We start from the raw sequence: 25,094 nt of genomic DNA, 5'->3' as shown, positions 1-25,094 counted from the left end.
AGCCCGCTGAGCGGGCAGGAGGTCAGTGCCCGAACCGTTCATCCAAGCGGAGGAAGCATGACCGAGAAGAACGAGACCGTGGTCGACCTGCTGCGCGCGCAGCACGAGGAGATCCGGCGCCTGTTCACGATCGTGGAGGGCAACACCGGAGCCGTCCGCCACGACGCCTTCGACCGGCTCCGCCATCTGCTGGCGGTCCACGAGACCGCCGAGGAGGAGGTCGTCCACTCGTTCGCGCGCCGCGAGCTGAGCGACGGCGACAAGGTCGTGGACGCCCGGCTGGAGGAGGAGAACCAGGCCAAGGGCACCCTGGCCGAGCTGGAGCGGCTCGGCCCGGACGCGCACGAGTTCGACGCCCTGTTCGCCCAGTTCCGCAAGGACGTGGAGGAGCACGCCGCGCACGAGGAGCGCGAGGAGTTCCCGCAGATCGCCAAGAAGGCGACCGAGCAGCAGCTGCGCGGCATGGCCGCCGCGGTGAAGGCCGCCGAGGCCGTCGCGCCGACGCACCCGCACCAGGGCACCGAGTCGGTGGCCAAGAACCTGCTGGCCGGACCGGCCGCGGCCGTCGTGGACCGCGCCCGCGACGCCATCGCGAAGGTGCGTGGCTGACCATGGGCGAGCGCAAGAACGACGACGACCGGCCGCTGGCCGACCGCCGGGCCGAGGCCGGCGCGCCGCAGGAGGACTCCCACGAGTTCGCCGACGAGCACGCGCCGAGCCCGTCCGATCCGCCGAACGCGCCCGATGACGGGCCCGGCGGGGAGGCCGAGGGCTACACTCCGCAGACCGAGATTCCATAGCGGACAAAACACGCATCGACCCGTCCTCGCCGGGTAAAGGACCGCCGACCGAGGAGGGGGACGCGCGTGACCAAGAAGGTGCTGCTGCGGAAGGCGCCGGACAAGCCGAGCCAGCTGGGCCGGCGCGGCTGGTGGGGGGTGCTGAAGCGCACCGCGCGCGAGTTCCAGGACGACAAGCTCCTCGACTGGGCCGCCGCGCTCACCTACTACGGCATCCTCTCGCTGTTCCCGGGGCTGCTGGTGGTGGTGTCGCTGGTCGGGCTCGCCGGGGTGTCCGGCCAGCAGACGCTGATCGACAACATCCGGCAGATCACCCGCGGCCAGCTGCGCGAGACGCTGGTGTCGATCATCCAGAGCATGCAGGGCACCCGGCCGACGGCCGGCGTCTTCGCGCTCGCCGGCCTCGCCGTCGCGCTGTGGTCGGCGTCCAAGTACGTGGCGGCGTTCATCCGGGCGATGAACGCCGTCTACGACATGCCCGAGGGCCGGCCGTTCTGGAAGCTGGCGCCGCTGCGGATCGGCCTCACGCTGGCGATGGTGCTGATGCTCGGGCTGAGCGCGATCGCGGTGACCTTCACCGGGCGGCTCGCCGAGCAGACCGGGAAGCTGCTCGGGTTCGGGTCGGCGTTCGTCACCGGCTGGAACGTGCTGAAGTGGCCCGTCCTGCTCGGCGTCGTCATGGTGGCGATCGCCACGCTGTACTGGGCGTCGCCGAACGTGCGGCAGCCGGGCTGGCGCTGGGTCACCCCGGGCTGCCTGGTCGCGATGGGCTCCTGGATCGTCGCCTCGGCCGGGTTCGCGGTGTACGTGTCCAACTTCGGCTCCTACAACAAGACCTACGGCGCGCTCGCCGCCGTGGTGGTCTTCCTGGTGTGGATGTGGGTGTCCAACGTGGCGATCCTGCTCGGCGCCGAGTTCGACGCCGAGCTGGTGCGCGGCCGCAAGATCGCCGAGGGGGTCCCCGCGGGCGACGAGCCGTTCGCCGAGCCGCGCGACACCCGCACGATGGACGAGGACGACGAGCCGGGGCTCTAACGCACCCGCAGGTAGTCCTCCAGCCGGGCCACCGCGAAGCCCTGGCGCTGGATCCGCTTCAGCATGTTGGCGAACATCTCGGTCATCGTCGTGCCCTTCAGCTGCGCGGGGCCGCGGAAGTGCGCGAGCAGGACGTCACCGGGGTGCAGCCGCTTGTTCGGGTCGTCGTACTGCATGTCGTGGATCTGCATGGACGCCGTCCACAGCACGATCCCCTCGATGCCGCACTCGGCGGCGGCCTGCTGGGTCAGCGAGTTCCACATGCCGTAGGGCGGCCGGAACAGCTTCGGCGCGGTGCCGTACTGCCTGGTCAGGACCTTCTGGTCGCCGCAGATCTGCTGCCGCTGCCCTTCCGGGCCGAGCTGCCGCATGACCGGGTGCGTCATCGTGTGGTTCTGCACGTGGTTGCCGAGCGCCTGCAGCCTGGTGAAGTAGCCGTAGTCGTTCCTGATGATGGAGTCGGTCAGGAACATCGTCACCGGCACCTTCAGCTCGGTGAGCATCTCCACGAACTTCGGGTCCTTCTCGGCGCCGTCGTCGAGGGTGACGAAGACGACCTTGTCCCTGGTCGGGACGTTGGAGAACACCGGCACCGGGGCGCCCTTCCGGCGCTTCAGCGGCCTGGCGTCGGGCGTGTGCGGGGCGGCCGGCAGCGGCTTCAGCCCCCACTTGGCCCAGGCCGCCGCGGAGTTCTCGCCGCCGCCCGGCCGCATCCCCGGCTGCGTGCCGGGCGGCCCCGACGCGACCGGCTTCTCGCAGGCCGCGGCTAACGCCGCGATCGCCAGGACGCTCGCGAGCGCCCGCAGTCCCCCGTACCGCACCTTCGGCCTCCCCGTGACCGCCTTCAGCTGATCTCCAGCAATCTATCGGGGAATCGGGATTTATCCCGCCAAGGAGGCCAGAACTTCCGCGGCGGGCGCCTCCCGCGCCAGCCGCCACGACGTCCCGGCCCACAGGTTCACGCCCCCGGCGTCACCGCGCGCGACGGCGGCCTTGCGCAGCGGCGACGTCACGTAGTGGACGTCGGGGTAGGCCGCGGGGGCGTGCGCCGAGTGCTCGGCCAGGAAGCGGTTGACCAGGCCGCGCGCGGGCCGCCCGGTGAACGCCCTGGTCAGCGCGGTCTCGGTGTAGGCGGGGTCGGCGAGGGCGGCCTTGTGGACGGCGTTGGCGCCGCTCTCGGGGCAGCGCAGGAACGCCGTCCCGGCCTGCGCGGCGACGGCGCCGAGAGCCAGGACATCGGCGACCGCGGCGGCGTCGCCGATCCCGCCGGCGGCGATCAGCGGCTGCGCGGTGACCTCGCGGACGGCGGCGAGGAGCGTGCGCAGCGGCAGCCGCTCCCGGTCGTCATTGGTGAAGGAGCCCTGGTGCGCGCCGGCCTCGGTGCCCTGAACGCACAGGACGTCGGCGCTGCTCGCCGCCCGCGCCTCGTCCACCGAGGTCACGGTGACGACCACCGACACGCCCCGGTCCTGGAAGGCCCGCACGACGTCCTGCGCCGGCATGCCGAAGGTGAAGCTGACCAGCGCGGGCGGATCGCCGAGCAGGTCGGCGACCTTGGCGTCGTAGTCGTCGTCGCGCGGGCCGGGCGTGCCGGTGCCGGGACCGAGGCGCTCGCGGTAGCGGGCGACGGCGGCCGCGTCCACCGGGTCCTCCGACGGCAGGAACAGGTTCATCCCGAACGGCCGGGACGTCAGCGCGCGCATGCGGACGATGTCGTCCCGCATCTGCGCGGCGGACTTGTACCCGGCGGCCAGGAACCCCAGGCCGCCCGCCTCCGCCACCGCCGCCGCCAGCTCGGGCGTGCCCGCCCCGCCCGCCATGGGCGCCTGCACGATCGGCAGTTCCGGCATCCACTCAGTCATGCGTCCCCCCTCAGCAGCCACCGCCAGCGCGGCAGCTCCGTCACCACGACTACGGCGCACAGCACGCTCACCGGCACCGCCGCCCACACCGGCCACGCGGCCCACGACGCCGCCACCGCCGCGCCGAGCTGCAGCAGCACCAGCCCGACCGTGACCCACCCCGGCACCGCGACGATCACCGACTTCTTGTCGCCGGGCGTCGCGAACACCGTCGGCAGCCCGATCAGCACGACCACCGACACCACGGCCAGTACCCACGAACGCGGCGCGAGCGCCCACGGCGTGGCGACCCACGCCACCAGCTCGGCGGCGGCGCGCAGCGCCGAGGCCACACCCGCGTCCTGCCCACGCTCCATGATCGGCAAGATAGACCTGAAAGAGCCGGGTCCACCAGCCGCGAAGAGGAGCACCGATGCGCGTCCTGCTGCACTACGACATGGAGCACACCGCCGCCGGGCTCGACATCGTCACCTGCCCGGAACACGACGACGAGCGCTTCGCGTCCCTCCTGCCGGACGCCGAGGTCGTCTGGCACGTGCTGCGGCCGCTCACCGCCGCCGACCTGGACCGCGCGCCGCGGCTGCGGCTGATCCAGAAGCTCGGCACCGGCGTCAACACCATCGACCTGGACGCGGCGGCCGAACGCGGCATCGCGGTCGCGAACATGCCGGGCACCAACGCGCAGGCCGTCGCGGAGACCGCGCTGCTGCTCATGCTGGCGGCGCTGCGCCGCGTCGTCCCCTTCGACGCCCGCACCCGCGCCGGGCGGGGCTGGCCGGCCGACCCGTCCCTCACCGGCGGCGAGCTCGCGGGCCGCACGGTCGGGCTGCTCGGCGGCGGGCAGATCGCGACGCTGCTGCGCGGCATGCTGACCGCGATCGGCGCCCGCGTCCTGTTCACGACCCGCACCCCGCGGCCGGACGACCCCGCGTGGCGGCCGCTGGAGGACCTGCTGCGCGCGAGCGACGTGGTCTCGGTCCACATCCCGCTCACCGAGGAGACGCACCACCTGCTGAACGCCGCCCGCCTAGCCCTGCTGCCGCCGGGCGCGATCGTGGTGAACACCGCCCGGGGCGCCGTCATCGACGAAAAGGCCCTGCTCGAAGCCCTCGCCTCAGGCCATCTGGCCGGCGCGGGCCTGGACGTCTTCGAGCAGGAACCGGTGCCCGCCGCGAACCCACTCCTCGCCTTGGACAACGTCGTGGTGATGCCGCACGCGGCCTGGCTGACCCGCGAGACGTGGGCGCGCTACTTCGCCGTCGCGGAAGAGAACTGCCGCCGCCTGGTCGCCGGTGAGGAGCTCCTCCACCGCGTCCGCTGACGCCCTACGGCATGCACCACGACACCGTCTGCGACTTCCCGTTCGTGCGGATGCGGAACTGCTCCTGCGGAGGGCTGCCCGCCGCACGCCAGCGGCCGACGACGGCCTCGACGTCGTCCCACAGGCGAAGCGGGCCGACCTGCCGGACGGACCACCCGCCGCCGGGCTCGGGCGTGAGCGAGGCGGCCGACCCGCTCGCGACGTCGATGAAGTAGTCGACCCAGGGGCCGCCGTCGATGCGGATCGTCTGCTGCTGTGCCGCGGGCGCACCGAGCTGCGCCACGAACAGTCCGGTCCAGTCGTCACGGATGTCCGGACCGACGACGGCCGGCCGCGGCTCGGCACCGGCGAGCGCCCGGAACACCGCGCTCCGCCGCTCATCGCCGATCTCAGGCGCCGCCTGCGGACGGGCGATCATGAACGAGATCGTCCCGGGCAGGAACCGGCCTTCGGCGGTCCCATCGTCGCCGACCTCCAGCAAAGCAAGCCCGTGACCGTGCAACCACCCCGTCATCGGAACCAGGATGCGGCCCCCCGGACGAACCTGATCGAGCCACGCGCGCGGGATATACCGAACCGAGCATGTCGCAATGATCCGGTCGTAAGGCGCGTGCTCGGGGACGCCTTCGAGGCCGTCGCCGACCACCAGGCGCGGCGCGTAACCGGCGCGGCGCAGCGCAGCGGCGGCGTTGGCCGCGACACCTGGGTCGAACTCGACCGAAGTGATGACGTCACCGCCGAACCGGTCGGACATGAGCGCGGACGAGTAGCCGGTGCCGGTGCCGATCTCCAGCACCCGCATACCGTCGGCGATGTCCAGGAGTTCCAGCATGTGCACGACAAGTCCCGGCAGCGATGACGAGGACGTCGGCTCACCCATGACGGGCCCGGCCGCGTCGCGCGGGGCGATATGCCCGTCGAGCTGCGTCACCCAGGTCTCGTTCCGGTAAGCCAGGTCGAGCCATCGGCCGGTGTCATGCTCGCTGCTGACCGGCGCCCACAACGTGCCTTTTCCAGGCGGGTCGGTCCGCTGGAAGAACTCGGGCACGAACAGATGCCGCGGAACCCGCTCGATGGCGCGGCGCCATGCGGGCGAGCGAAGGTCGCGAGTGCGTTCGAGTTCGTCTGCGAGCTCGTGCCGCAGAGCCGCGGCGCGTGTGTCGAAGTCGACGGTCATGCGGTTCCCCGTTCAAGGAGATCAGCGAGCGCAGCGGTCATGGGCTGGCCGGTCTCGTCTTCCAGCCACGCCCATTGACCATTGGGATTGCATTCCAGGAACACCGCTCGGCCGCCGGGGTCGAGGGCGAAGTCGAAGGCACCGAAGACCAGGCCGAAGCGCTTGAGGTAGGCGGTGACCAACTCGGACAGGCCGGGCGGTGGACGAGTGGTGGTGCAGGTCAGCGCGTCGTAGTCGTATCTCCAGTCCACGAGGTCGCCGGCGTCGATCCGGGTGCAGAACACCTGATCGCCGATCGCGGTCACCCGCAGATGACCGATGGCTTCCACTTTGGCCTGGAACAGGTGAGCGGTCCCGGCGACCGACTCGTCAAGGTCGGCAGAATCGACCTCGGCGACCCAGACCGTGCGGGGCCGGCCGTCCTGGCGGTACGAGGTGGCCCGCAACGGCTTGTAGACGACCGGCCCTTGCTCAGCGGCGAAGGCACGCGCCTCGGCCAGATCATTCGTGACGAGGGTCGGCGGCACGGTGAACCCGAGGTCGGCCGCCGCGGTGAGCTGTGCCGGTTTGAACTCGGCGTCGGCGATGGCGTGCGGGTGGTTGACGTACAGACAGCCCGGCAGGGACGCCAGCACGCCACCGAACCCGAAACGGGCCTGCAAGGTCGCGAACCGGGCGTCCTGCTCGTCGAGTCCGGGGAAGGCGAAGCCACGGGGACGCCGGTAGTACAGCGACCGCACCGCGCCGAGCTCGGCCCGGCGCGATGCGGTCGCCAGATCCCCGCGCAGCCCGGCACCGTCGATACGCGCCGAGAAGGTGAGGGCGTGCGGAAAATCGGCTGAGTCGAACCGCACGACCGGGACGCCGCGCCGATGAAGCTCGGCGATGACGACGTCGGCGGTCACGTCGTCCGGCTGGGTGACCACCAGCACAGGGCGCTGACCGGCCATCAGTCCTGGTCGCTGTCTTGCGAATGATCGGTGTCCCCGCCCTGTTTCTGGCCATCGCCCCCGCCCGTGCCGGTCGGGTTCTCGGTGCCGGTGTTGGACCTCTTGTGCCTGGCCCCGATGAGCTCGCCGTCAGCGGCGGCGCCCATCTGGGTGACGGGATCGATGTGCGTCGCGACGAAACCGACGCTGATCGTGTGCTTGTAGGGAGCCATCCGGCGCAGACCCCACGGGCGCACGGCATCCGGCGCATCGGGGCGTGGCCCACCGCAAGGAAGACGGTCCGCGTTCATGAACATCGGGACATCAACTCCTGTTCGGGAAGTGGTGACAACCGCTGGAGGGGTGGCGCAACGCCTCCATCCAAGAGCGTGACGGCCAAGGCTGCGGCGCACTCGGATCGTTGACGAAAATTGACGGCGTGAACGCCTCAGCAAGCGCTTCGGGTCTTCGCCGGCCATGCGGCCCACCAGTCCGAAGGCCACGACCGCTCCTCAGAGCGACCGCCGCTCCTGGGCACGCCGTGCCTCTGCTTCCAGGGACGCGCGGAGCTCGTCGGGCGACGGCTGCATGACGGTGGCGTCTACCCCCATGCCCGGGTCGTGGAGGGTCGCGACCCAGTCGCCAGGCTTCCCGTCGTGGCGCGTCGAGCGCCAGATCCGGTGGCCGGCGAAGTCGCGACGCAGTGTGGCGAGCGCGGCGTCCTCCGAGTCCTGGGCAGCGTTCTCGCCACTGGGTATCGTCATCCTGCCTCCTTGGTGAGGTGGAAGCCGCGCGGCCGGGAGAGGGTTCCAATCTCAAACCCCGGCCGCGCGGCGGCCTTCTGCTGTCAAGACCGCTGGGAGCACTCTATGGTTATGTCATATGTGAGAACACATAAGGTAGCCAATGCTCACCAGTAAGTCAGGTGAGCGGAGCCGAAGTGCACGCTGCTGCCTGAGATCGCTCTGGCGATACGGTGATGACGGTCCCAGCCCACGTACAGGCCGAGGTGAGCGATGAACCTGGAGTCGCCGCGATCGAGGTACCAGCAGGTCGCCGACGACCTGCGGGACGCGATCAAGCGCGGCGACCATCCGCCCGGCTCGACACTGCCGAGTCAGCCGGAACTGGCACGGCGGTACGGCCTCAACCAGACCTCGATCAATCGGGCCATCGCAGTACTCAGAGCCGAAGGCCTGGTCCGGGTCGAGCATGGCCGAGGTGCCTACGTTCAAGAGATCCCCACGGTGAAACGTGTGCGCCGGATCGACAAAGAGCACCGACCCCATACGGGCAGCAGCGCATATGCCGAGGAGATGCGGAAGTCCGGCCTGACGCCCCGGACGGAACTCGTCCGCGTGGATACTGTCATCCCGCCCGCAGAGATCGCCGAGCTCTTCGGGCTGGGCGAGACGGAGCGGACCTTGATCCGCCATCGCCACATGTTCGCCGAAGATGTGCCACTTCAGATCGCCACTTCGTACATACCGATGAGCTACGCCGGCAGCACCGACCTGGCACTGCCCGACACCGGCCCCACGGGCATCTACTCCAGGCTCGCCGAACGCGGACACGAGCCTGTTCGTTTCACCGAGGAGATCGAGGTCCGCGCCCCGGACCCCGCCGAAGCGAGGTTCCTTCGGATCTCTGAGGGCCAGCCCGTCTTCGAGGTCCTGCGCGTCGCCATCGACGCGCAGGACCGTCCGGTCGAAGCCTGCGTGAACATCCTCGCCGCTCTCCAGTGGCGCCTCAGCTACAGCTGGCGGCAAGAGCCGTGACCGACGACGGGCGGCGCTATCCAGCCGGCCTGCCCCGCCACTCGGTCAGCGCGGGCGGGGCTGTCATCCGTGACGACGGCCGCGTTCTGGTCATCAAGCGCCGCGACAACGGCGCCTGGGTCCAGCCCGGCGGAGTGGTCGAGCTCGACGAAGACCCCCGCGACACCGTGCGGCGCGAGATCCTGGAAGAGACAGGCGTCGAAGTCGAGCCCGAAGTGCTGACCGGCGTCTACAAGAACATGGAACGCGGCATCGTCTCACTCGTCTTCCGCTGCCGGGTCGTCGGCGGAACCGCGCGCCCGACCGCCGAGGCCGACGAGGTCGCCTGGCTCGACCCGTCAGAGCTGTCCGAGCGCATGGACGAGGCCTTCGCGGTCCGCCTCACCGACGCGTTGCAAGACGCCGGACCCTGCATGCGCATTCATGACGGCAAGAACCTCCTCTGAACCGCGCTACGACGGGTCGTTCGCGGCCGCCGGTGGTCAGATCAGAGCGGCCACCGCTCCAGGCTGCGCTCACCGCGCTCGGCTATACCTTCGGCAGCGTTCTCGCCACTGGGTATCGTCATCAAGCCCGTCCTGGGGAAACCGGAGTGCTGATCTCGTGGACTTGATGACATTGCGCGATATATCCGCCATCGCCGATCCGATCGAGCGGGCCCGGGCCGTCAGCCGGGCGATGACCGAGCAGCAGGGGATCACCGAGGAGGCGGCCCGGGTGCGGCGCGGGGCGATCGCCGAGGCGCGTGAGGCCGGGCACTCCCTGGAGGAGATCGCCAAGGCGCTCGGCGTGACCCCGGGCCGCGTCTCGCAGATGCGCAAGGGCCCCGCCGCCAAGGCGCCCGCCCCGCCGGTCAGCCAGGACCCCAAGGTGATCGTGCAGCGCGCGCTGCCCACCGACCCGGCCACCCGGGGCTCGGCCTCGCTCTTCCTCACCGAGGCCGAGCGGCAGGGCATCACCCCAGGACGCCGGATGCTCTATGTCGGCGTGGAGCCGGCGAGCGACCATGTGGCTGCCTGCCTGCACGTCCAGGCCGGGGACGAGGTCATCGCGCGCCGGAAGATGATGACCGCGAACGACATCCCCGTCCGCATCGCGACCTCGTACTTCCGGGCGGACCTGTTCACCGGGACCCGCATCGCCGAACCGGAGTTCGTCTCTCCCTCGCTCCAGGCCGCGCTCACCGCGCTCGGCTACGCCTTCGGCCACGCGGAGGAGACCCTCACCGCGCGCCCCGCCACGCGGTTCGAAGCCGACACCCTCGCGCTCGACCCCGGCGAGTGGGTCGTCCAGGTGCTCCGGGCCTCCTACTCCACGGAAGGGACACCCGTCCACACGCTCGAAACGATCTGCGCGGCGACCCGCCACATCTTCACCATCGGCCAGGTCGGCGGCCTGGACGAGTTCTGACCCGCGGCGCCGATCAGCCCTCGATCAACCGGTAGCGCAGGCGTCGCCCTTCGGGGACCATCACCATGACCGTCGCCTCGAACGGCACCGCTGCGGCGGTCAGGCACGTCCGCCGCAGCACGATCACCGGTGCGTCTGCCGGAATCATCAGCTCGGCGGCCTCCTGCGGCGTGGCGCCGCGCACCTCGATCTCCTCGCGTGACTCGTGCACGGTGTAGCCGAGGCCGGCCAGCAGCGTCACGGCACCGCCCTTGATCTTGCCCGGCATGGCGAGTGCCGTGCCGGCCGCGATCGCTTCCGGGTACCACGAGTCGGTCAGCTCGACCGGCCGATCGTCCAGCAGCATCGTCCGCCGCCGCACCACCGCCGGCGCGCCTTCCGGCAGCCCCAGTGCCGCCGCCACCTCGACGGGCGGCACCTCCGTGACGACCTCGCGGATCCGCTGAGTGCCGCGCCGACCTTCCTGCGCCGCCTCCTGCGACCAAGGGTCCGCCTGCCCCTCGCTCCGAGGAGACAGATACGGCAGCGAACTCGCGACCCACACAGCGCGCTCCTCACCAGTCGGCATACTTCCCGCGACATCCATCATGGACGGCGCATCATGCTTGCGAGCACTTACGCGTCACGCTGGACTACCTGCATGACCGACGACGGACGGCACTATCCGGCCGACCTACCCCGCCACTCGGTCAGCGCGGGCGGAGCCGTCATCCGGGACGAGGGCCGCGTGCTGGCCATCAAGCGCCGTGACAACGGCGCCTGGGTACAGCCCAGCGAGGTGGTCGAGCTCGAAGGGTCCACGCGACACCGTGTAGCGCGAGGTCGTGGAAGAGACATGCCCCAAGGTCGAGCCCGAACACTGACCGGCGTCTACAAGAACTATAGGACGCGGCGTCGTCTCGCCGGGCTTCCGCTGCCGGGGCAGCAGCGGAGCCGCGCACTCGACCGACGAGGCCGCCTGGCTCTCCCCGTCAGTGCCGCCCGTGCGCATGGGTGAGGCCTTCGCGGTCCACCTCACCGACGCGTTGCAAGGCACCGGTCCCTGCATGCGCGTTCATGACGGCAAGAACCTCCTCTGATACCGCATCCTCGGCACCACGCCATGACGGGTCGTTCGCGGCCGTCGATGGTTGGAGGCGACCGGCGTTCCTGGGCGCGCCGGGCAGGTCGGGCGGGCTAGACGGCAGGTTGGCGGCTTGGGCGCAGGTGTGTCCTCGGTGAGTGCGCAGCTGGGATCGCGTTCGCACTGATACAGCGTCACGGCAGGCCCAATCGACGGTGACCAGCTCAGCCTGAGCTCACCCGCAGACGGCTTCGAGTGTGGCGCGATCGCCGCAAGGGCGGCGTCCCAGCAGTAAGGCGGTCATGCTCCCGCCGCCTTGGGGCGTTGACGTATCTGGCTGGGGTCACTGCCTGCTGGGGAGGGTGATGTGCCAGGTTCCGGCAGGGGTGATCCAGATCAGGACGCCGGGCCAGGGCTGGAACAACCGCCACCCGGCCGTCTCGTTGGTCCGGCTTGTTTGTTTGGTCCGGTGGTGGCGTCGGCACAGCGGGGCGAGGTTGCACCTGCAGGTCGTTCCCTGCGCACCGTGTGCGCCATAGGGGGTGGTGTGGTCGATGTCGCAGCGCTCGGAGCGCCGGTTGCAGGTGGGGAAGACGCAGGTGGTGTGGCGGGCTTCGATCTGGCGTCGCAGCGCGGTGGGTGGCCGGTAGCCGAGCTTGCCGTGGTCGCAGGCGGTGTCGCGCAGCGGGGCCAGGCGCTCGTGCAGGTCTTCGACGGCGCGCGCGGCCAGGCGGGGCAGGTCGGCCAGCCGCCCGTGGAACTCCACATGCGCGCGCAGTTCCTCCAGCCTGCGCCGCGCAGCATGGCCGACGATCTCGGCGACCGAGTCGCTGTCTTCCTCGGCTGCCGCAAGGTCGCTGGGGAGCGAGGGCGGGTTCTCTGCCTCTGCCGGGAGTGTGTGGACGGCGTCGGGCAGGGGGACGCCGTGCAGGAGTTGCAGGGCCAGGTCGGCGCGGATCTGGTCGATCAGCCGGGCGTCGCCGTCCTGCTTGAGGCCGTGCGCGACAGCGGTGAGTTTGTTGTGCACCGCTGCCGCGTCGTCGGCGGGGATGTCGATCAATGCCAGGCCGGCGGCGCCGTGCCCGGACTCCCACAGCTCCAGCCGCCGACCCTTGACCGTCCGCCGGGTCTGCTCCTCCAGCTCAGCGGGTGCCAGCCGCCGCACCAGGCGCTTGATGCGGCCGCGCAGCTGGCCCGTCGTCCGCTCTCCGGCCCCGTCCAGGACGGTTCCTTCGACGCGGGCGCACAGCGAGTCGGGCAGGTGGTCGGTGGCGTCGCTGATGGCGCGGGCCTTGGCCAGATCGATCCGCCCCGCCTGCAACGCCTCCCGCGTCCCGGGAAGCTGATGCGCCAGGCGTTCGGCCAGGTGCACCAGCGTCGCTGCGGCGTTCCCGGTCACCGCCAGCGCGACCGACACCTCTTCCAGCAGCGATTCGCGCGCCGACAGGATGCGGTAGTCGGGATCATGGTGTTCGTCCTGGGCGTGACGGCGAGCGGCGAGCTCGGCGATCGCCGCGAGTTCCTGCGCCTGAGCCCAGGAGGCCTGGCGCCGCGCCGCGGCCATCCGCTCGCACAACTCCGCGTCACTGAGGTCACCCAGCCGGTTCTTATCGCCCGACAGGCACACCGCCAGCTGCGGACCGGGCGGGAACCAGGAACGGTCTTCCCACTCCCGTTCCTCACCACGAAATGCCCGGATCTCCGCCAGGGAAGCCATTCCCATCCACCCCCTTCCACCTTCCCCACCATTTTAAAGCCAATGAAGATCGTCCACAATAAACCGGAATGCCGAACAGCATTCTTTACCATCGTCATTTTGTCGGCTTTGTGTATTGCGATCAGAATGCCGCAGCAATATGACCAGTACCCCGCCCTGCCCCCCCCCGCCAGGAAAGCGAAACTCGCTCCTCCAAGCTCGGCCGTCACGCCGCAGGCCATCTTTTCCTTCACATCACAAAGCGCCGCGTCATGCAACCCAGCTTGAGCGCGAAGGCCAGTCGTCCACCCAGCTCGGCAGCCAGAACGCCAAGCCGCAACAAGCCGCCACCTATGCGGCTCCCTACCCCACACCGCCCTCGGCGCATCTTTAACGGCCTCCACCCAAGGGCCCCAGCACGCGAGCTCAGCAGCAGCTGCTACACCCAGGCGTCCAGCTGGTAAGCCTCGAAGCCTCCCGAAGGCGAAGCTCAACCCACCTACCTCAGCCACCGCACCGCAGGCTGTCCTTCCATCACTTCACAAAGCGCCGCATCGCAGCACCGCAACATGACCAGGACAGCCGGCTACCAGCCAGGCAAGTCAAAGACGCAAGGTGCAACAAGCGGCCGCCTGGCCGCCCGCCCTCCCCTTCGCCTTCCTCGGCGACCCTTTAGCGGTAACCAACTAGCGGTACCAGCAAAAAGCCTCAGCACGCGTGCCGGAGGTAGCTGCTGAGCCCAGCCACCCCGCCACAGGACGGCTTTCTCTCACTCCGCAGCAAGCAGCTACGTAAGCACCCGTCCCACCCTCAGCAAGCCTTCTGCGACCTGATCGCTGAGATCCGCCGGGTCCTGCCCGACATCCGGGCAGGGCCTTGCCTCGGGCACCCGGCCACCAGGAACCTGGCCGAGCCGCGGGGGCATAGGCGTGCTGCTTCGCTGTAGTGGAGGAGAACCGCCACCGGTGAAACTCTCCTCCATCGCGTCTACTGGCGCCCGCGTCCGCCGGCGTCCCATCGGGCCCCTCTAGGGAGGGCTTTGCTGCAGCCGGGCAACGAGCGTCCCGGCCATTGGCCGGACTGTGGACCAACTGAGTTCCTGGCCGCCCTGTGCGCTGATGGTGAGCACCGATCGGCCGATCCGGGCGACGATCCGGTAGAGGTGTTCGGCGTCACGGGCTTCAGCGTCCATCGCGCCGCTGAATGCGACGGCCTCGGTTCCGGGGACGCGGTAGGGGAACTCCTTGAGCGCGTCGTCCAACCGGTTGGAGCCGATGGAACCGGCAGCGAACTGACGGGCTTCGGCGGGCGATCGGAACTGGTAGGCGCCCTCGTAGAACTCCAGAAGTGCGGTCTTCTGTGTCCGTACGACCCGGCCGACGAGCGGAACATAGGGCAGTTCACCGTGCGGGTAGTTCAGCTTCGCCGCATGCCGGTCCTCGTCCTTACGGTTGGCCGGTGTCAGTGCGACCCGGTTGAGGAGGCCACGGAAGTGCCCGCATACATAGCCGGTGAACGAAGGCCTGCCGCCGAAGCCCGGGCGGCCGGGAAGACCGGTGTTGAGTTCCTCATCGTTCTTGACGAAACCGGGCAGGTCTTTCTCTGCGGCCAGCACGGACACCGGAAGAGAGCATGCCGGGGCAGAGGGCGCCGGCTGTATGCGCCGCTCGTCTGCGGGCCACATGGCAAACGATGCCCCTACAACGACCGAACCGAGCGCCGCACCTGCCGCGATCCGCGCTCTATTCAACATCGGCTCCCAGGGAGCCGCTCGCTGGGTGAGTCATTGTTGAACCCTCGGTTCCTCGGCAACCCTCGACGTCCATTACATCTACGCCGCCTCTTCGAGGCCACCGCCCCCGGGGGAAGAGGCGGTGGCCGTCGTCGCAACGGCGTGGAGGAAGAGATGGTCGCGCTCGAGGCACTCGCCGGCGTCCGGGGTGTTCTGCCGGGTCAGGGGTGGCAGGTCGGGTTTCCCGCGGGGAGGACGCCAGAGGCCAGGTAGGCGTTGACCTTGGTGTCCACGCAGGGGTTGCCGTATTCGCCGTAGATGCCGTGGGCCGTGGCGCCGCGCAGGGTGAGCAGGCGGGAGCCGGTCAGGGCGCGGTGCATGGCCTTGCTGCCCTTGTAGGTGGTGGCGGTGTCGCCGGTGGCGGACACGATCAGGGCGGGGGCGGCGTTGGCGATGCGGGTGACGGGCTCGCGGGGCTGGACCGGCCAGAAGGCGCAGGGCCAGAGGTTGTTCTTGAGGGGGCCGAAGAGGGGGTGGCGCGCTCGGCTGCGCTGGTTGTCGGTCCAGTAGGTGTCCGGGTCGCGCGGGGCGGCGCGGTCGCCGCAGGTGATCGCGGCGGCCGGGCTGGCGAGCGGGGAGCCGGTGCTGGTCAGGACGAAGGTGAGGAGCCCGTTGAGCTCGGGGCCCGGCTCGGCGGGGCGGCCGTGGGCGGCCTCGTTCAGGGTGCGGACGGTGGCGGCGAACGACTCGCGGGCCTCGGGGCGGTCGTTGCCGGGGCCGGTGGAGAGGATGTAGGGGATCAGCTGGTCGTCCACCTCGTAGGGGCCGACGCGCAGCGGGCGCTTCTCGGCGGCGGCGACGATTCCGTTGATGGTGGCGAGCACGTGGGCGCGGGTGGGGCCGAAGCCGGGACGGCCGGCGGCCCAGGACGCCCAGCCGCGCAGCGCGCGCTCCGCCTCGGCCTCGGTGCCCTGCATCGCCCTGGGGCCCCACTTGCGCGGGTCGCCCGCGCTGTCCAGGACCATGCGGTCGGTGCGGCCGGGGAACATCTGCGCGTAGACGGCGCCCAGGTAGCTGCCGTAGGAGTAGCCGAGGAAGGAGATCCGGTGCTCGCCGAGGGCGCGGCGCACGAGGTCGATGTCGCGGGCCGTGTCGCGCGTGTTGACGTACGGGAGCACGTCGGCGTGGCGCTTGCCGCAGCGTTCGGCCAGGTCGCGCTGCACCGCGGCCTGGTGGTCGAACCGGGCGCGGGTCGCGCCGGCCGAGCGGAGCCACATGCCGATGGGCCAGCCGCAGTCGAGCGGCGTGCTGCGCCCGACGAAGCGCGGGTCCAGGCCGACGAGGTCGTAGCGCGCGGCGACGTCCTTCATGGCCGCGCGGATCGGCACGGGCATGCCCAGCGAGTCCTGGCCGGGGCCGCCGTTGTTGAGGACCAGGGTGCCGATGCGGTGGGCGCGGTCGGTGGCGGGCAGGCGCGACAGCGCGAGCGTGATGGTGCGGCCGCCGGGCTTGGAGTGGTCGAGCGGGACGGTGAGCTGCGCGCACTGCGCGCCCGCCTGGTCGAGTTCCTCCTGGGCGCAGGACTTCCAGTCGAGTCGCGGGGGTGTGTGGGCGGCCGCGCTGGGTGCGGCGGTGGCCGATAGGGCCAGGGTCAGGGCGGCAATGGTTGTCTTCATGGCCGGGGACGCTATTTCCGGCCGGCCGTCTGGAGCGATACAGCCGGCCGCACGTGTGTTGGTACAGCCTGCTGTAGTGCCCGGCCGGGAGCGGGGACGGATAATCGGCTCCATGCCAATACGCATGCGTGACCGTGCATTCCTGCTGGGCACGCTGGTCACTGCCGTGGCCACGGCGCTCGCGTTGCCGGTGCTGCTCGCGCCGGCGGCGGCGCGCGGCTGGGCGGGCTGGCACCGCCGGCGGGCCGCCGGTCTGCTCGGCGTTCCGGTCGGTGGCCGGCCGGACGGGTGGCGCAATCTCGCCTGGGCGTTCACGCATGTCGCTGTCGGGTTCCCGCTCGGGCTGGCCGCCCTGGTGTGTCTGGGCAACGTCCTGGTCGCCGCGGTGGCGATGTCGTTGTGGTGGGCGTTTCCCGCGGACGGGCGGCCTACTTTGTTCTCCGTCTTCGACGTCCACGTGAACGACTGGGCGACGGCGCTGGTCGGGGGTTCCGTGCAGATCGCCGTCCTCGGCGCGGTGGTCTGGTGGGCGTTCCCGCCGCTGGCGCGGCTCTATGCGCGGCTGTGCCTGGCGATCCTCGCGCCGTCGGCCCGCGAGCGGATCGAGGTGCTGACCCAGAGCCGGGTCGGTGTGGTCGACGCCCACGGCGCTGAGCTCCAGCGCATCGAACGCGACCTGCACGACGGGACGCAGGCGCGCCTGGTGGCCATCGCCATGCAGCTCGGCCTCGCCCGCGAGTCGCTCGGTGACGGCCCGGCGGCGACGCTGATCCGGCAGGCGCACGAGACGACGGAGGAGGCGATGGCCGAGCTCCGCTCGGTGCTGCAGACGATCTACCCGCCGATCCTGGCCGACCGCGGGCTGGACGGGGCGCTGTCGGCGCTGGCCGCCCGGGCGGGCGTGCCGGTCCGCACCGAGCTCGCCGGCCTCGGCGCGCTGCCGGCGGCGGCGGAGGCGGTGGCCTACTACGTGATCGCCGAGGCGCTGGCGAACGTGGCCAAGCACGCCGCCGCCACGCGGGCGTCGCTGCGGGTCGCGTGCGCCGGCGGCGTGCTGTCGGTCGAGGTCGCCGACGACGGGAGGGGCGGCGCCGACGAGGCGCGCGGCACCGGGATCGCCGGGATCCGGCGGCGCGTCGCCGCCCTGGACGGAGACGTCCGCCTCGTCAGCCCACCGGGCGGCCCGACCACGCTCACCGTCCGGCTGCCCGTCCAGGAGGTGCCGTGCGCGTCGTGATCGCCGAGGACAACGTGCTGCTGTCCAGCGGCCTGGAGCTGCTGCTGGCGGCCAAGGGCTGCGAGGTCGCGGCGGTCGCCCGCGACGGCGCGGAGTTCCTGGACGCCGTCGCCGCGCACCGCCCCGACATCGCCATCGTCGACGTGCGGCTGCCGCCGTCGTTCCGCGACGAGGGCATCCACGCCGCGCTGCGGGCCCGCCGCGAGCACGGCGCGCTGCCGGTCCTGGTGCTGTCGCAGTACGTCGAGCGCGAGTACGCCGGCGAGCTGCTGTCCGACGGCCGCGGCGGCATCGGCTACCTGCTCAAGGACCGCATCGGCCGGGTCGCCGAGTTCGTCGACGCGCTGCACCGCGTCGCGGCGGGCGGCACCGCCATGGACCCCGAGGTCGTCGCCCAGCTCCTGGCGCACCGCGCCGGCGCCCCCCTGGACGCCCTCACGCCGCGCGAGCACGAGGCGCTCGCCCTCATGGCGCAGGGCCACGACAACGCCACCATCGGCGAGCGGATGCGCATCTCCGGCAACGCCGTGCACAAGCACATCGGCAACATCTTCGCCAAGCTCGGCCTGGCGCCGGACGATTCCGGCCACCGCCGCGTGCGTGCCGTGCTCGCCTATCTGGACGGCGCCCGGGTTCACTGACGGTGGGCTCGTCCTTGGTGATGACGGATCACCAGGGTGTGCCGGAGCGAAAGGCGGTCCCCGTGGCGGACACCGAGGTACGGCGGGCGGCGCCGGGGTTCTCCGTGGAGCGGATGGCGATGTTCACCGACGCCGTCCTGGCCATCGCCATCACCCTGCTGGTGATCGAGATCCCGCGGCCCGAGGGCGAGGTGCTGGAACGTCCGCACGACCTGCGGCGGTTCCTGTGGGGATCGCGTGACTCGTTCCTGGCGTACGTGCTCGCGTTCTTCCTGCTGTGGGGCGTCTGGAGGCGGCACAACCTGCTGTGCGACCAGCTCGCGGGGCTGAACCGGGCGATGGCGGCGTGGCACGCGCCGCTCCTGCTGTTCGTGGCGTTCCTGCCGTACCCGACGTCCCTGATCGGGCACACGAGCGGCGATCCGCTGGCGCTGTGCGTCTTCGCGGCCGCCGAGGCCCTGATGGTGTTCAGCGAGGCCGGGCTCAAGGAGGCGGCGTACCGGTCGGGCCTGCTGGCCGAGGGCGTCGACCCGGTGGACGTCCGGCGCAGTGCCGGCGCGTCGTGGTCGGTCGGCGCGCTGTTCGCCGCGACGGCCGTCCTCGCCTGGTGGGTGCCGCACGTCTGGATCGCGTGGCTGTTCACCCCGGTCCTGGCCGCCCCGGGCGGTCGTCTGGTGGAACGCCTCCGGCGCTGAAAGCCGATGTTCTACGGTCGGGGTATGACGCACGAGACCGGGCGGTTGGCGGGGTTCCTGTACGAGATCGGGCTGCTCAAGCGGTACCGGCGGACGGGGTGGTTCGTCGCCGGCGTCAAGGATCCCGAGAGCGTCGCGGAGCACTCGATGCGCGCGGCCGTCATCGCGAGCGTGCTCGCGGTGATGGAGGGCGCGAACCCCGAGCGGGCCGCGCTGCTCAGCCTCTTCCACGACAGCCAGGAGACGCGCATCACCGACCTGCCGTATCTGGCCAGGGACTATGTCACCACGGTGTCCAACGAGGAGGTCACGGCGCGGCAGACGCGCGGCCTGCCGCAGCCGGTCGCCGGCATGGTGGCGGGCGTGGTGGCCGAGTACGAGGGCGCGGACAGCGCCGAGGCCGCCTGCGCGCGGGACGCCGACAAGCTCGAATGCCTGATCCAGGGCATCGAGTACCGCGAGCAGGGCTACCGGACGCAGGGCTGGATCGACAGCTCCCTGGCCCAGCTCAGGACCGGCTCCGCCAAGCGGCTCGCGGAGCAGGCGCTGGAGACGGGATCGCTCGACTGGGTCGTCCGCGCGATGAACGAAACCGGGTCCCGGGATGGGTCCCCGGACCCTGGGGACAGGCCGTAATCCTTCTTTAGGGTGAGCCGCCAGGTTCAGCCGAGAGGGGCCCGTCATGCGCGCGTCCGACCGGGGCGAGGGCGCGGCGTCCTACATCGCGGTCCTCCTCCTCGTCGCGGTGGTCGTCGCGGCGGTGGCGGTGTCCGGGCTGGGCGGCCGGGTCTCCGGCGGGATCGGGTCGGCGGTGTGCCAGGTCGCCTCCGGCGCCGGGTGCGGCGGCGGGCGGCCGGCGGTCGCCGACGCGGCCGGGCCCCGCAAGGCCCCCGCGCAGGGTCCCGGCCCACAGGAGAAGCCCGACGACGGCAACTGCTACGACTGGCTCGACTGGGCGTGCGGGCTGACCGACGGCATCCGGCGCGGCACCGTGAACGCGGTGAAGGACGTCTGGGACGGCGCGACCTTCGTCACCTGCCTGGTCCACATCTGCAGCCACCAGGGGTTCAAGGACAACTGGTCCGGGCTGAAGAACCTGGTCACCGATCCGGTCGGCAGCGGGAAGGCCATCTGGGAGGAGTCGACCGAGCCGATCCGCGACGACTGGACCGGCGGCCACAAGATGCGGGCGGCGGGCCTCACCGTCCCGACGATCCTCGGCCGGGTCTTCGGCTCCAAGGGCCTCGGCAGCCTCGGCAGGCTCCCGCACGGCAGGCGCGTGCCGCGCCTGGACCGCAAGGCGTTCGTCGACCTCACCGACGGGGTCGAGTCGCGGGTGTTCGACGGCGACGCCGCCACGCTGCGCGGGGACGTCGGGGCCGCCGAGGAGCATCTGCGCAAGGCCGAGGAGGACCTGGCGAAGGCGCGCGAGGCCGCCAAGGACAAGGACCTGCTCGACGAGGCCCATCGGGTGGAGAACGCCGAGTGGTATGTGAACCGCCTGAAGTCGGACATCCTGCTGCGCAAGGCCCTGCTCACCGTGCCCGGCGGGCAGGAGGCCACCGCGCTGCTGGTCAAGCACCGGGTGAGCATCGAGGCCACGCACCAGCGGGACCGCATGGTCATCTACCAGAAGGAGCACGCGGGCCTGCACCACCCCTACCTCAAGATCGACAACTTTCACGGCCACGCCGGCCCGCTGTCGGAGGAGCAGGCCCGCCGGATCGCCCCGCTGATCGTCGCGGAGCTGAAGGACGTCGACGAGCACCGCGAGTTCCCCGGCCAGGGCGACTAGACGCGGGTGAGGTGGAAGTAGAGGGTGCCGGGCTGCCCCTTGGCGTCCATCGCGCCGAGGACGACGTCGCCCGAGTAGCGGCGGAAGTGGTCGATGATCGGCTGGGTGTCGTAGACCATCGCGGCCGACACCTTGCCCCGGTAGGCGATCTCGCGGACGCGGGCCGCGCCCATGCCGTCGTAGGCGTAGACGCCGCCGTCGGCGGAGCGGCAGAGGAGCGGGTCGACGTTCTCGGTGTCGTGGAAGCGCTTGCCGTACCAGCCCATCTCGACCAGGCGCGCGGCCATCCGGCCGGTCTCGTCGAAGAGGCCGCCCGCCCAGGTGCCGAGCAGGAAGCCGGGCGTGACCGGGTCCAGCGCGTCGAACAGGGCGGCGGGGTCGGATGCGGTGATCATGGTGCCTCCGGCAGCAGGACGGGCTTGACGGTGCGGCCCGCGAGGACGTCGGCCTCGGCCCGGCCGATGTCCTTCAGGGGGTAGGTCTCGATGAGGCGGTCGAAGGGGAAGCGGCCCTGCCGCCACAGTTCGACCAGGCGCGGGATGAACAGGTGCGGGACGGCGTCGCCCTCGATGACGCCCTTGACCGTCCGGCCCATCAGCAGCAGCGTCGGGTCCAGGGCGTAGGGCCGGGAGCCGACGCCCGCCAGGGCGCAGACGCCGGTGGTGCGCAGGGCGGCGACGGCGGTGGCGACCACCTCGGGCACGGCGGTCGTGTCCAGGCAGTACTGGACGCCCTCGCCGCCGGAGATCGAGCGGATCCGCTTGGGCAGGTCCTCGTCGGCGCCGTGCAGGGTGTGGGTGGCGCCGAGCTCGGCGGCGAGGGCGAGGCGGGCGGGGTTGAGGTCGACGGCGATGATCTGGGCAGCGCCGGCCAGGCGGGCGGCCATGACGGCGGCGAGGCCGACCGCGCCGGCGCCGAAGACCGCGATGCCGTCGCCGGCGCGGACGCCGAGGGAGATCAGCACCGAGCCCGCGCCGGTCTGCATGCCGCAGCCGAGCGGGCCCATCAGGGCGAGCGGGACGTCCGGGGGGATCGGGACGGTGTTGGCCGTGGTCGTCAGGGCGTGGGTCGCGAACGACGACTGGCCGAACCAGCGGTTGTTGACGGCGTTCCCGGACGCGTCCTTCAGGCGGGGGACGCCGTCCAGCGGCAGCGAGTACATGTTGCGCGCCGCCATCTGCGCGCAGTTGCCCGGCAGCGCCGCCCTGCAGTTCGGGCAGGCGCCGCACGAGTCGAAGGACAGCACCACCGGGGTGCCCGGCTTGAGCGACACGCCCGGCCCCACCGCCTCGACGGTCCCCGCGCCCTCGTGGCCGAGCACGACCGGCTTGGCGACCCGGTCGCCCGGCGCGCGGCCGAGCAGGTCGGTGTGGCACAGGCCCGTGCCGGCGATGCGGACGACCAGCTCGCCGGGCCCGGGGTCCGCCAGGTCCAGGGGCTCCAGGGTGTACGGCCCGTCCGCGGCCCGCAGGACGGCGGCCTCGACGCGCATCTCAGCCGCGCAGCGTGTAGCGGATGGGCAGCCGCTTCAGGCCGCCGACGAACGTCGTCGCGATGTTCTGCGGCTCCCCCGCGAACTCGATGCTCTCCAGGCGCGGCAGCAGCTCCTCGTAGAACGCGCGGACCTCGATGCGGGCGAGCGCCGCGCCGAGGCAGTAGTGCACGCCGAACCCGAACGCCAGGTGCTTGTTGGGGTCGCGGCCGACGTCGAAGCGGAACGGGTCGTCGAAGACCTCCTCGTCCCGGTTCGCCGACGGGTAGGACAGCAGCAGCGCGTCGCCCTTGCGGATCCGGACGCCGCGCAGCTCGCAGTCCTCGGTCGCGGTGCGCATGAACTCCTTCACCGGCGTCGTCCAGCGGATCATCTCGTCCACCGCGAGCGGCATCAGCCCGGGGTCGGCGCGCAGCCGCGCCAGCTGGTCGGGGTGCTCGATCAGCGCCCGCAGGCCGCCCGCGATGGTGGCGCTGGTGGTGTCGTGCCCGGCGGTGGCGATGATGACGTAGTAGGACGCGGCGTCGGAGTCGTTCAGCGGCTCCCCGTCGACGCGGGCGTTGGCGATCGCCGAGGCCAGGTCGTCGGTCGGGTGCGCGCGCCGCGCCTGCGTGAGCTCCTGGAAGTAGGCGAAGAAGTCCAGCAGGACGGCGAGCTTCTCCTCGAGGGTGACGCCGCGCTGCCGCTCGTCGTCGTCGCCGCCGAACAGCTCCTGCGTCAGCTTCAGCATCCGGTCGAAGTCGGTCTCGGGCAGGCCGAGCAGCGACAGGATGACGTACAGCGGGAAGTGCACCGACACCTGCCGCACGAAGTCGCACTCGCCGCCGAGCTCGGCCATCCGGTCCACGTACCGGCGGGCCAGCTCGCGCACCCGCGGCTCCAGGGCGCGCATCGCGCGGGGCCGGAACCAGTCCGCGCCGATCGCCCGGATCACCCGGTGGTCGGGGTCGTCCATGTGGACGAGCGTGCGCAGCGCGGCGCCCTGCGCGGCCCGCTCGGAGTTCATGTGGTCGTACTCGGCGGTGCCGAGCACCGGGCGGGGCGCGTTCAGGAAGCGGGTGTGCGCGCGCTCGACCTCCATGACGTCGGCGTGGCGGGTGACGGCCCAGAAGGGGTTGTAGCCCGCGGCCTCGACCCAGTGCACCGGGCTCTCGCGGCGCAGCAGCGCCAGCGCCTCGTGGAAGCGGCGATCGTCGGCGTAGGCGGCGGGCGAGGCGAGCGCGCGGCCCGCCTCCGCCAGGGTGAGGCTCATCCGGGTTCCCTTCGGGGACGGGGCTTCGCTTGGGAACCTAGAAGCCGAACGCCGTTCGGTCAACCTTTGCGGGCGGACCCGGCGCGCCGCCGGAAGGCGGCGCTCAGATCTCGGTGAAGTCCCCGTGCCGGCCGAGGCCGGCGGCGAAGCGGGCCGCGCCCTCGACCGCCTCGTGCAGCGCGTTCATCCCGTGCTTCAGTTCGCCGGCGATGGCGTCCGCCTCCGCGAGGCCGTCCTGCTCCAGCACCGACATCCGGTCGCCGCGCAGGCACGCCTGCGGGAACCGCGCGATGTCGGCGGCCAGCTCCTCGGCCGCGCGGCGCGCCTCGCCGGTCGGGACGACGCGGTTGGCCAGGCCGATGTCCAGCGCCTCGGCGGCGTCCACCGGGCGGCCGGTGAGGATCAGGTCCATCGCCCGGCTCGTCCCGATCAGCCGGGGCAGCCGGACGGTGCCGCCGTCGATCAGCGGCACGCCCCAGCGGCGGCAGAACACCCCGAACACCGCGTCCTGCTCGGCCACCCGCAGGTCGCACCAGAGCGCCAGCTCCAGGCCGCCCGCGACGGCGTGCCCGGCGACCGCCGCGATGACCGGCTTGGTGAGCCGCATCCGGGTCGGGCCCATCGGGCCGTCACCGCCCGGTGCGACCCGGTTGCCGCGGCCCTCGCCGATGCCCTTCAGGTCGGCGCCCGCGCAGAACGTGCCGCCCTCGCCCCACAGGACCGCGACGTGCGCGTCCGGGTCGGCCTCGAACGCGCGGAACGCGTCCGCGAGCGCGGCGGCGGTCGGGCCGTCGACGGCGTTGCGGACCTCGGGACGCGACAGGATCACCGTGGTGACGGGGCCCTGGCGCTCGGTGCGTACCGGCATCTAGTTCGCTCTTTCCTTGGTGCTGTGCCCATGCTTCACTCGTTCCCTCGTGAAGTGTTCCTCGGGGACCTCGACGAACAGGGCGGCGGCGCGGACGGCGACCGGCCCGTCCGGCCCGCCGACGCGCCCCTCGCCCTCCAGGTAGGCCTTGCGGCCGTCCACCCCGGTGCACCAGGCGCGCAGGTGGACGGTGCTGCCGACCGGCACCGGCGCCAGGTAGTCGGTCTCCAGCCGGCCGGTGACATAGCGCTTGCCGAGCAGCCAGGCGGCGGTGCCGAGCACCTCGTCCATCGCGGTGGCGAGCACCCCGCCGTGCGCGAGACCGGGCGCGCCCTGCAGCTCGGCGCGGACGTCGAACTCGGCCGTGACCGCGCCGTCGTCGACCCCGGTGCGGCGGAGGCGCAGGCCGCCCGCCGCCTCCTCGCCGCAGCCGAAGCAGCCCCGGTAGTCGGCCATGACCGCGCTGGTCAGCCGCGGGTCGGGGCCGGACGGCGCGGGCACCGCGGCGCCGGCGGGCGCGGTGGTGCGGGACGAGGCGGGGCCGGAGCGCTGGACGGAAGGCGTCGTCATCGGGTGTGTCTCCTCACGCGCGGCGAATACCGAGCGATGTTCGGTTTCTGCGCTTCGCAGCGTAC

The 25,094-nt window shown here is 71.6% G+C and carries 29 protein-coding genes; 13 read left to right on the top strand and 16 right to left on the bottom strand.

The genetic code is table 11. The features are described from left to right. Window positions 1–57: 57 nt before the first annotated feature. The 3 genes from ACRB68_RS18940 to ACRB68_RS18930 all read left to right on the top strand — a co-directional run bounded on the left by ACRB68_RS18940 (window position 58) and on the right by ACRB68_RS18930 (window position 1,835). Window positions 58–609, top strand: coding sequence for a hemerythrin domain-containing protein (locus ACRB68_RS18940; protein ID WP_153533943.1), 552 nt, complete (start codon window positions 58–60; stop codon window positions 607–609). Window positions 610–611: 2 nt separating this feature from the next. Continuing rightward, entirely contained in the window at window positions 612–800 is a 189-nt protein-coding gene (locus ACRB68_RS18935) for a hypothetical protein (protein WP_153533921.1), read from the top strand. 66 nt (window positions 801–866) lie between these two features. Then, window positions 867–1,835: a YihY/virulence factor BrkB family protein gene (locus ACRB68_RS18930; protein WP_328594407.1), complete on the top strand. Its 969-nt coding sequence runs from the start codon at window positions 867–869 to the stop codon at window positions 1,833–1,835. Here ACRB68_RS18930 and ACRB68_RS18925 read toward each other — a convergent pair. The 3 genes from ACRB68_RS18925 to ACRB68_RS18915 are packed head-to-tail and all read right to left on the bottom strand — an operon-like array spanning window position 1,832 to window position 4,053. Then, window positions 1,832–2,656 (bottom strand): polysaccharide deacetylase family protein, encoded by an 825-nt coding sequence (locus ACRB68_RS18925; RefSeq protein WP_328594406.1) that lies wholly within the window; start codon window positions 2,654–2,656, stop codon window positions 1,832–1,834. The two genes, ACRB68_RS18930 and ACRB68_RS18925, sit on opposite strands and share 4 nt — an antisense overlap. A 60-nt stretch (window positions 2,657–2,716) precedes the next feature. Further along, the gene (locus tag ACRB68_RS18920; protein ID WP_153533919.1) at window positions 2,717–3,697 is read right to left on the bottom strand and encodes a nitronate monooxygenase; all 981 of its coding nucleotides are present in this window, start codon (window positions 3,695–3,697) and stop codon (window positions 2,717–2,719) included. Beyond that, window positions 3,694–4,053 carry a hypothetical protein gene (locus ACRB68_RS18915; protein WP_153533917.1) on the bottom strand — a complete coding sequence of 120 codons (360 nt, stop codon included), beginning with the start codon at window positions 4,051–4,053 and terminating at the stop codon, window positions 3,694–3,696. The genes ACRB68_RS18920 and ACRB68_RS18915 overlap by 4 nt, the downstream gene beginning before the upstream one ends. A 56-nt stretch (window positions 4,054–4,109) precedes the next feature. On the opposite strand from ACRB68_RS18915, the gene ACRB68_RS18910 reads away from it, so the two are divergent. Then, window positions 4,110–5,018, top strand: a complete 909-nt coding sequence (locus ACRB68_RS18910; protein ID WP_153533915.1) for an NAD(P)-dependent oxidoreductase — start codon at window positions 4,110–4,112, stop codon at window positions 5,016–5,018. 4 nt (window positions 5,019–5,022) lie between these two features. Here ACRB68_RS18910 and tgmC read toward each other — a convergent pair whose 3' ends face one another. The 4 genes from tgmC to ACRB68_RS18890 all read right to left on the bottom strand — a co-directional run bounded on the left by tgmC (window position 5,023) and on the right by ACRB68_RS18890 (window position 7,888). Beyond that, window positions 5,023–6,195, bottom strand: coding sequence for an ATP-grasp peptide maturase system methyltransferase (gene tgmC / locus ACRB68_RS18905; protein WP_153533913.1), 1,173 nt, complete (start codon window positions 6,193–6,195; stop codon window positions 5,023–5,025). Continuing rightward, the gene (tgmB, locus tag ACRB68_RS18900) at window positions 6,192–7,145 is read right to left on the bottom strand and encodes an ATP-grasp ribosomal peptide maturase (protein WP_153533911.1); all 954 of its coding nucleotides are present in this window, start codon (window positions 7,143–7,145) and stop codon (window positions 6,192–6,194) included. Before tgmB ends, tgmC begins: the two co-directional genes overlap by 4 nt. Then, complete coding sequence (tgmA, locus tag ACRB68_RS40220; RefSeq protein ID WP_194293364.1) at window positions 7,145–7,441, bottom strand: putative ATP-grasp-modified RiPP; 297 nt, start codon at window positions 7,439–7,441, stop codon at window positions 7,145–7,147. The genes tgmB and tgmA overlap by 1 nt, the downstream gene beginning before the upstream one ends. Window positions 7,442–7,636: 195 nt before the next feature. Continuing rightward, complete coding sequence (locus ACRB68_RS18890; RefSeq protein WP_153533907.1) at window positions 7,637–7,888, bottom strand: hypothetical protein; 252 nt, start codon at window positions 7,886–7,888, stop codon at window positions 7,637–7,639. Window positions 7,889–8,140: 252 nt separating this feature from the next. Between ACRB68_RS18890 and ACRB68_RS18885 the strand changes: the two genes are divergently transcribed. The 3 genes from ACRB68_RS18885 to ACRB68_RS18875 all read left to right on the top strand — a co-directional run bounded on the left by ACRB68_RS18885 (window position 8,141) and on the right by ACRB68_RS18875 (window position 10,312). After that, complete coding sequence (locus tag ACRB68_RS18885) at window positions 8,141–8,902, top strand: GntR family transcriptional regulator (protein ID WP_153533905.1); 762 nt, start codon at window positions 8,141–8,143, stop codon at window positions 8,900–8,902. Next, window positions 8,899–9,348, top strand: coding sequence for an NUDIX hydrolase (locus tag ACRB68_RS18880; RefSeq protein WP_328594405.1), 450 nt, complete (start codon window positions 8,899–8,901; stop codon window positions 9,346–9,348). Before ACRB68_RS18885 ends, ACRB68_RS18880 begins: the two co-directional genes overlap by 4 nt. Before the next feature lie 166 nt (window positions 9,349–9,514). Further along, a complete protein-coding gene (locus ACRB68_RS18875; RefSeq protein WP_153533903.1) occupies window positions 9,515–10,312 on the top strand; it encodes a GntR family transcriptional regulator in 798 nt (265 codons plus the stop codon). A gap of 13 nt (window positions 10,313–10,325) precedes the next feature. Here ACRB68_RS18875 and ACRB68_RS18870 read toward each other — a convergent pair whose 3' ends face one another. Together ACRB68_RS18870 and ACRB68_RS18865 are read right to left on the bottom strand one after the other, a co-directional pair. Continuing rightward, entirely contained in the window at window positions 10,326–10,901 is a 576-nt protein-coding gene (locus tag ACRB68_RS18870; protein WP_235959439.1) for a UTRA domain-containing protein, read from the bottom strand. A gap of 817 nt (window positions 10,902–11,718) precedes the next feature. Continuing rightward, window positions 11,719–13,098, bottom strand: coding sequence for an HNH endonuclease signature motif containing protein (locus ACRB68_RS18865; protein ID WP_153533901.1), 1,380 nt, complete (start codon window positions 13,096–13,098; stop codon window positions 11,719–11,721). Between the two features lie 36 nt (window positions 13,099–13,134). Here ACRB68_RS18865 and ACRB68_RS18860 point away from each other — a divergent pair, with 36 nt between their 5' ends. Then, on the top strand, window positions 13,135–13,359 hold the full coding sequence (locus tag ACRB68_RS18860) for a hypothetical protein (RefSeq protein ID WP_153533899.1): 225 nt from the start codon (window positions 13,135–13,137) through the stop codon (window positions 13,357–13,359). A 739-nt stretch (window positions 13,360–14,098) separates the two neighbouring features. Here the strand turns inward: ACRB68_RS18860 and ACRB68_RS18855 are convergent. Together ACRB68_RS18855 and ACRB68_RS18850 are read right to left on the bottom strand one after the other, a co-directional pair. Continuing rightward, on the bottom strand, window positions 14,099–14,692 hold the full coding sequence (locus ACRB68_RS18855; protein WP_153533897.1) for a hypothetical protein: 594 nt from the start codon (window positions 14,690–14,692) through the stop codon (window positions 14,099–14,101). A gap of 332 nt (window positions 14,693–15,024) precedes the next feature. Continuing rightward, window positions 15,025–16,479, bottom strand: a complete 1,455-nt coding sequence (locus ACRB68_RS18850; RefSeq protein WP_153533895.1) for an alpha/beta hydrolase — start codon at window positions 16,477–16,479, stop codon at window positions 15,025–15,027. Window positions 16,480–16,603: 124 nt separating this feature from the next. Here ACRB68_RS18850 and ACRB68_RS18845 point away from each other — a divergent pair, with 124 nt between their 5' ends. The 5 genes from ACRB68_RS18845 (at window position 16,604) to ACRB68_RS18825 (ending at window position 20,847) form a co-directional block, all read left to right on the top strand. Continuing rightward, entirely contained in the window at window positions 16,604–17,716 is a 1,113-nt protein-coding gene (locus ACRB68_RS18845) for a sensor histidine kinase (protein WP_194293363.1), read from the top strand. After that, on the top strand, window positions 17,704–18,357 hold the full coding sequence (locus tag ACRB68_RS18840; RefSeq protein WP_328594403.1) for a response regulator transcription factor: 654 nt from the start codon (window positions 17,704–17,706) through the stop codon (window positions 18,355–18,357). The genes ACRB68_RS18845 and ACRB68_RS18840 overlap by 13 nt, the downstream gene beginning before the upstream one ends. 62 nt (window positions 18,358–18,419) lie before the next feature. Then, on the top strand, window positions 18,420–19,052 hold the full coding sequence (locus ACRB68_RS18835) for a TMEM175 family protein (protein WP_194293362.1): 633 nt from the start codon (window positions 18,420–18,422) through the stop codon (window positions 19,050–19,052). Between the two features lie 24 nt (window positions 19,053–19,076). Then, window positions 19,077–19,688: an HD domain-containing protein gene (locus ACRB68_RS18830; protein WP_153533889.1), complete on the top strand. Its 612-nt coding sequence runs from the start codon at window positions 19,077–19,079 to the stop codon at window positions 19,686–19,688. A gap of 46 nt (window positions 19,689–19,734) precedes the next feature. Then, entirely contained in the window at window positions 19,735–20,847 is a 1,113-nt protein-coding gene (locus ACRB68_RS18825; protein WP_153533887.1) for a hypothetical protein, read from the top strand. Here ACRB68_RS18825 and ACRB68_RS18820 read toward each other — a convergent pair. From ACRB68_RS18820 to ACRB68_RS18800, 5 genes are all read right to left on the bottom strand, one after another. Next, on the bottom strand, window positions 20,844–21,242 hold the full coding sequence (locus ACRB68_RS18820) for a DUF4334 domain-containing protein (RefSeq protein ID WP_153533885.1): 399 nt from the start codon (window positions 21,240–21,242) through the stop codon (window positions 20,844–20,846). The genes ACRB68_RS18825 and ACRB68_RS18820 overlap by 4 nt on opposite strands. Beyond that, window positions 21,239–22,339, bottom strand: a complete 1,101-nt coding sequence (locus ACRB68_RS18815; RefSeq protein ID WP_153533882.1) for an NAD(P)-dependent alcohol dehydrogenase — start codon at window positions 22,337–22,339, stop codon at window positions 21,239–21,241. The genes ACRB68_RS18820 and ACRB68_RS18815 overlap by 4 nt, the downstream gene beginning before the upstream one ends. A 1-nt stretch (window position 22,340) precedes the next feature. Next, window positions 22,341–23,591 carry a cytochrome P450 gene (locus tag ACRB68_RS18810; protein WP_153533880.1) on the bottom strand — a complete coding sequence of 417 codons (1,251 nt, stop codon included), beginning with the start codon at window positions 23,589–23,591 and terminating at the stop codon, window positions 22,341–22,343. A gap of 103 nt (window positions 23,592–23,694) precedes the next feature. Next, complete coding sequence (locus ACRB68_RS18805; protein WP_153533878.1) at window positions 23,695–24,459, bottom strand: crotonase/enoyl-CoA hydratase family protein; 765 nt, start codon at window positions 24,457–24,459, stop codon at window positions 23,695–23,697. Beyond that, the gene (locus ACRB68_RS18800; protein WP_153533876.1) at window positions 24,460–25,029 is read right to left on the bottom strand and encodes a PaaI family thioesterase; all 570 of its coding nucleotides are present in this window, start codon (window positions 25,027–25,029) and stop codon (window positions 24,460–24,462) included. Window positions 25,030–25,094 lie beyond the last annotated feature (65 nt).

The organism is Actinomadura macrotermitis, assembly GCF_009604375.1.
Lineage (GTDB): Bacteria > Actinomycetota > Actinomycetes > Streptosporangiales > Streptosporangiaceae > Spirillospora > Spirillospora macrotermitis.
Note: the sequence above shows the minus strand (reverse complement) of the source record. Positions and strands in the feature narration are given on the sequence as shown.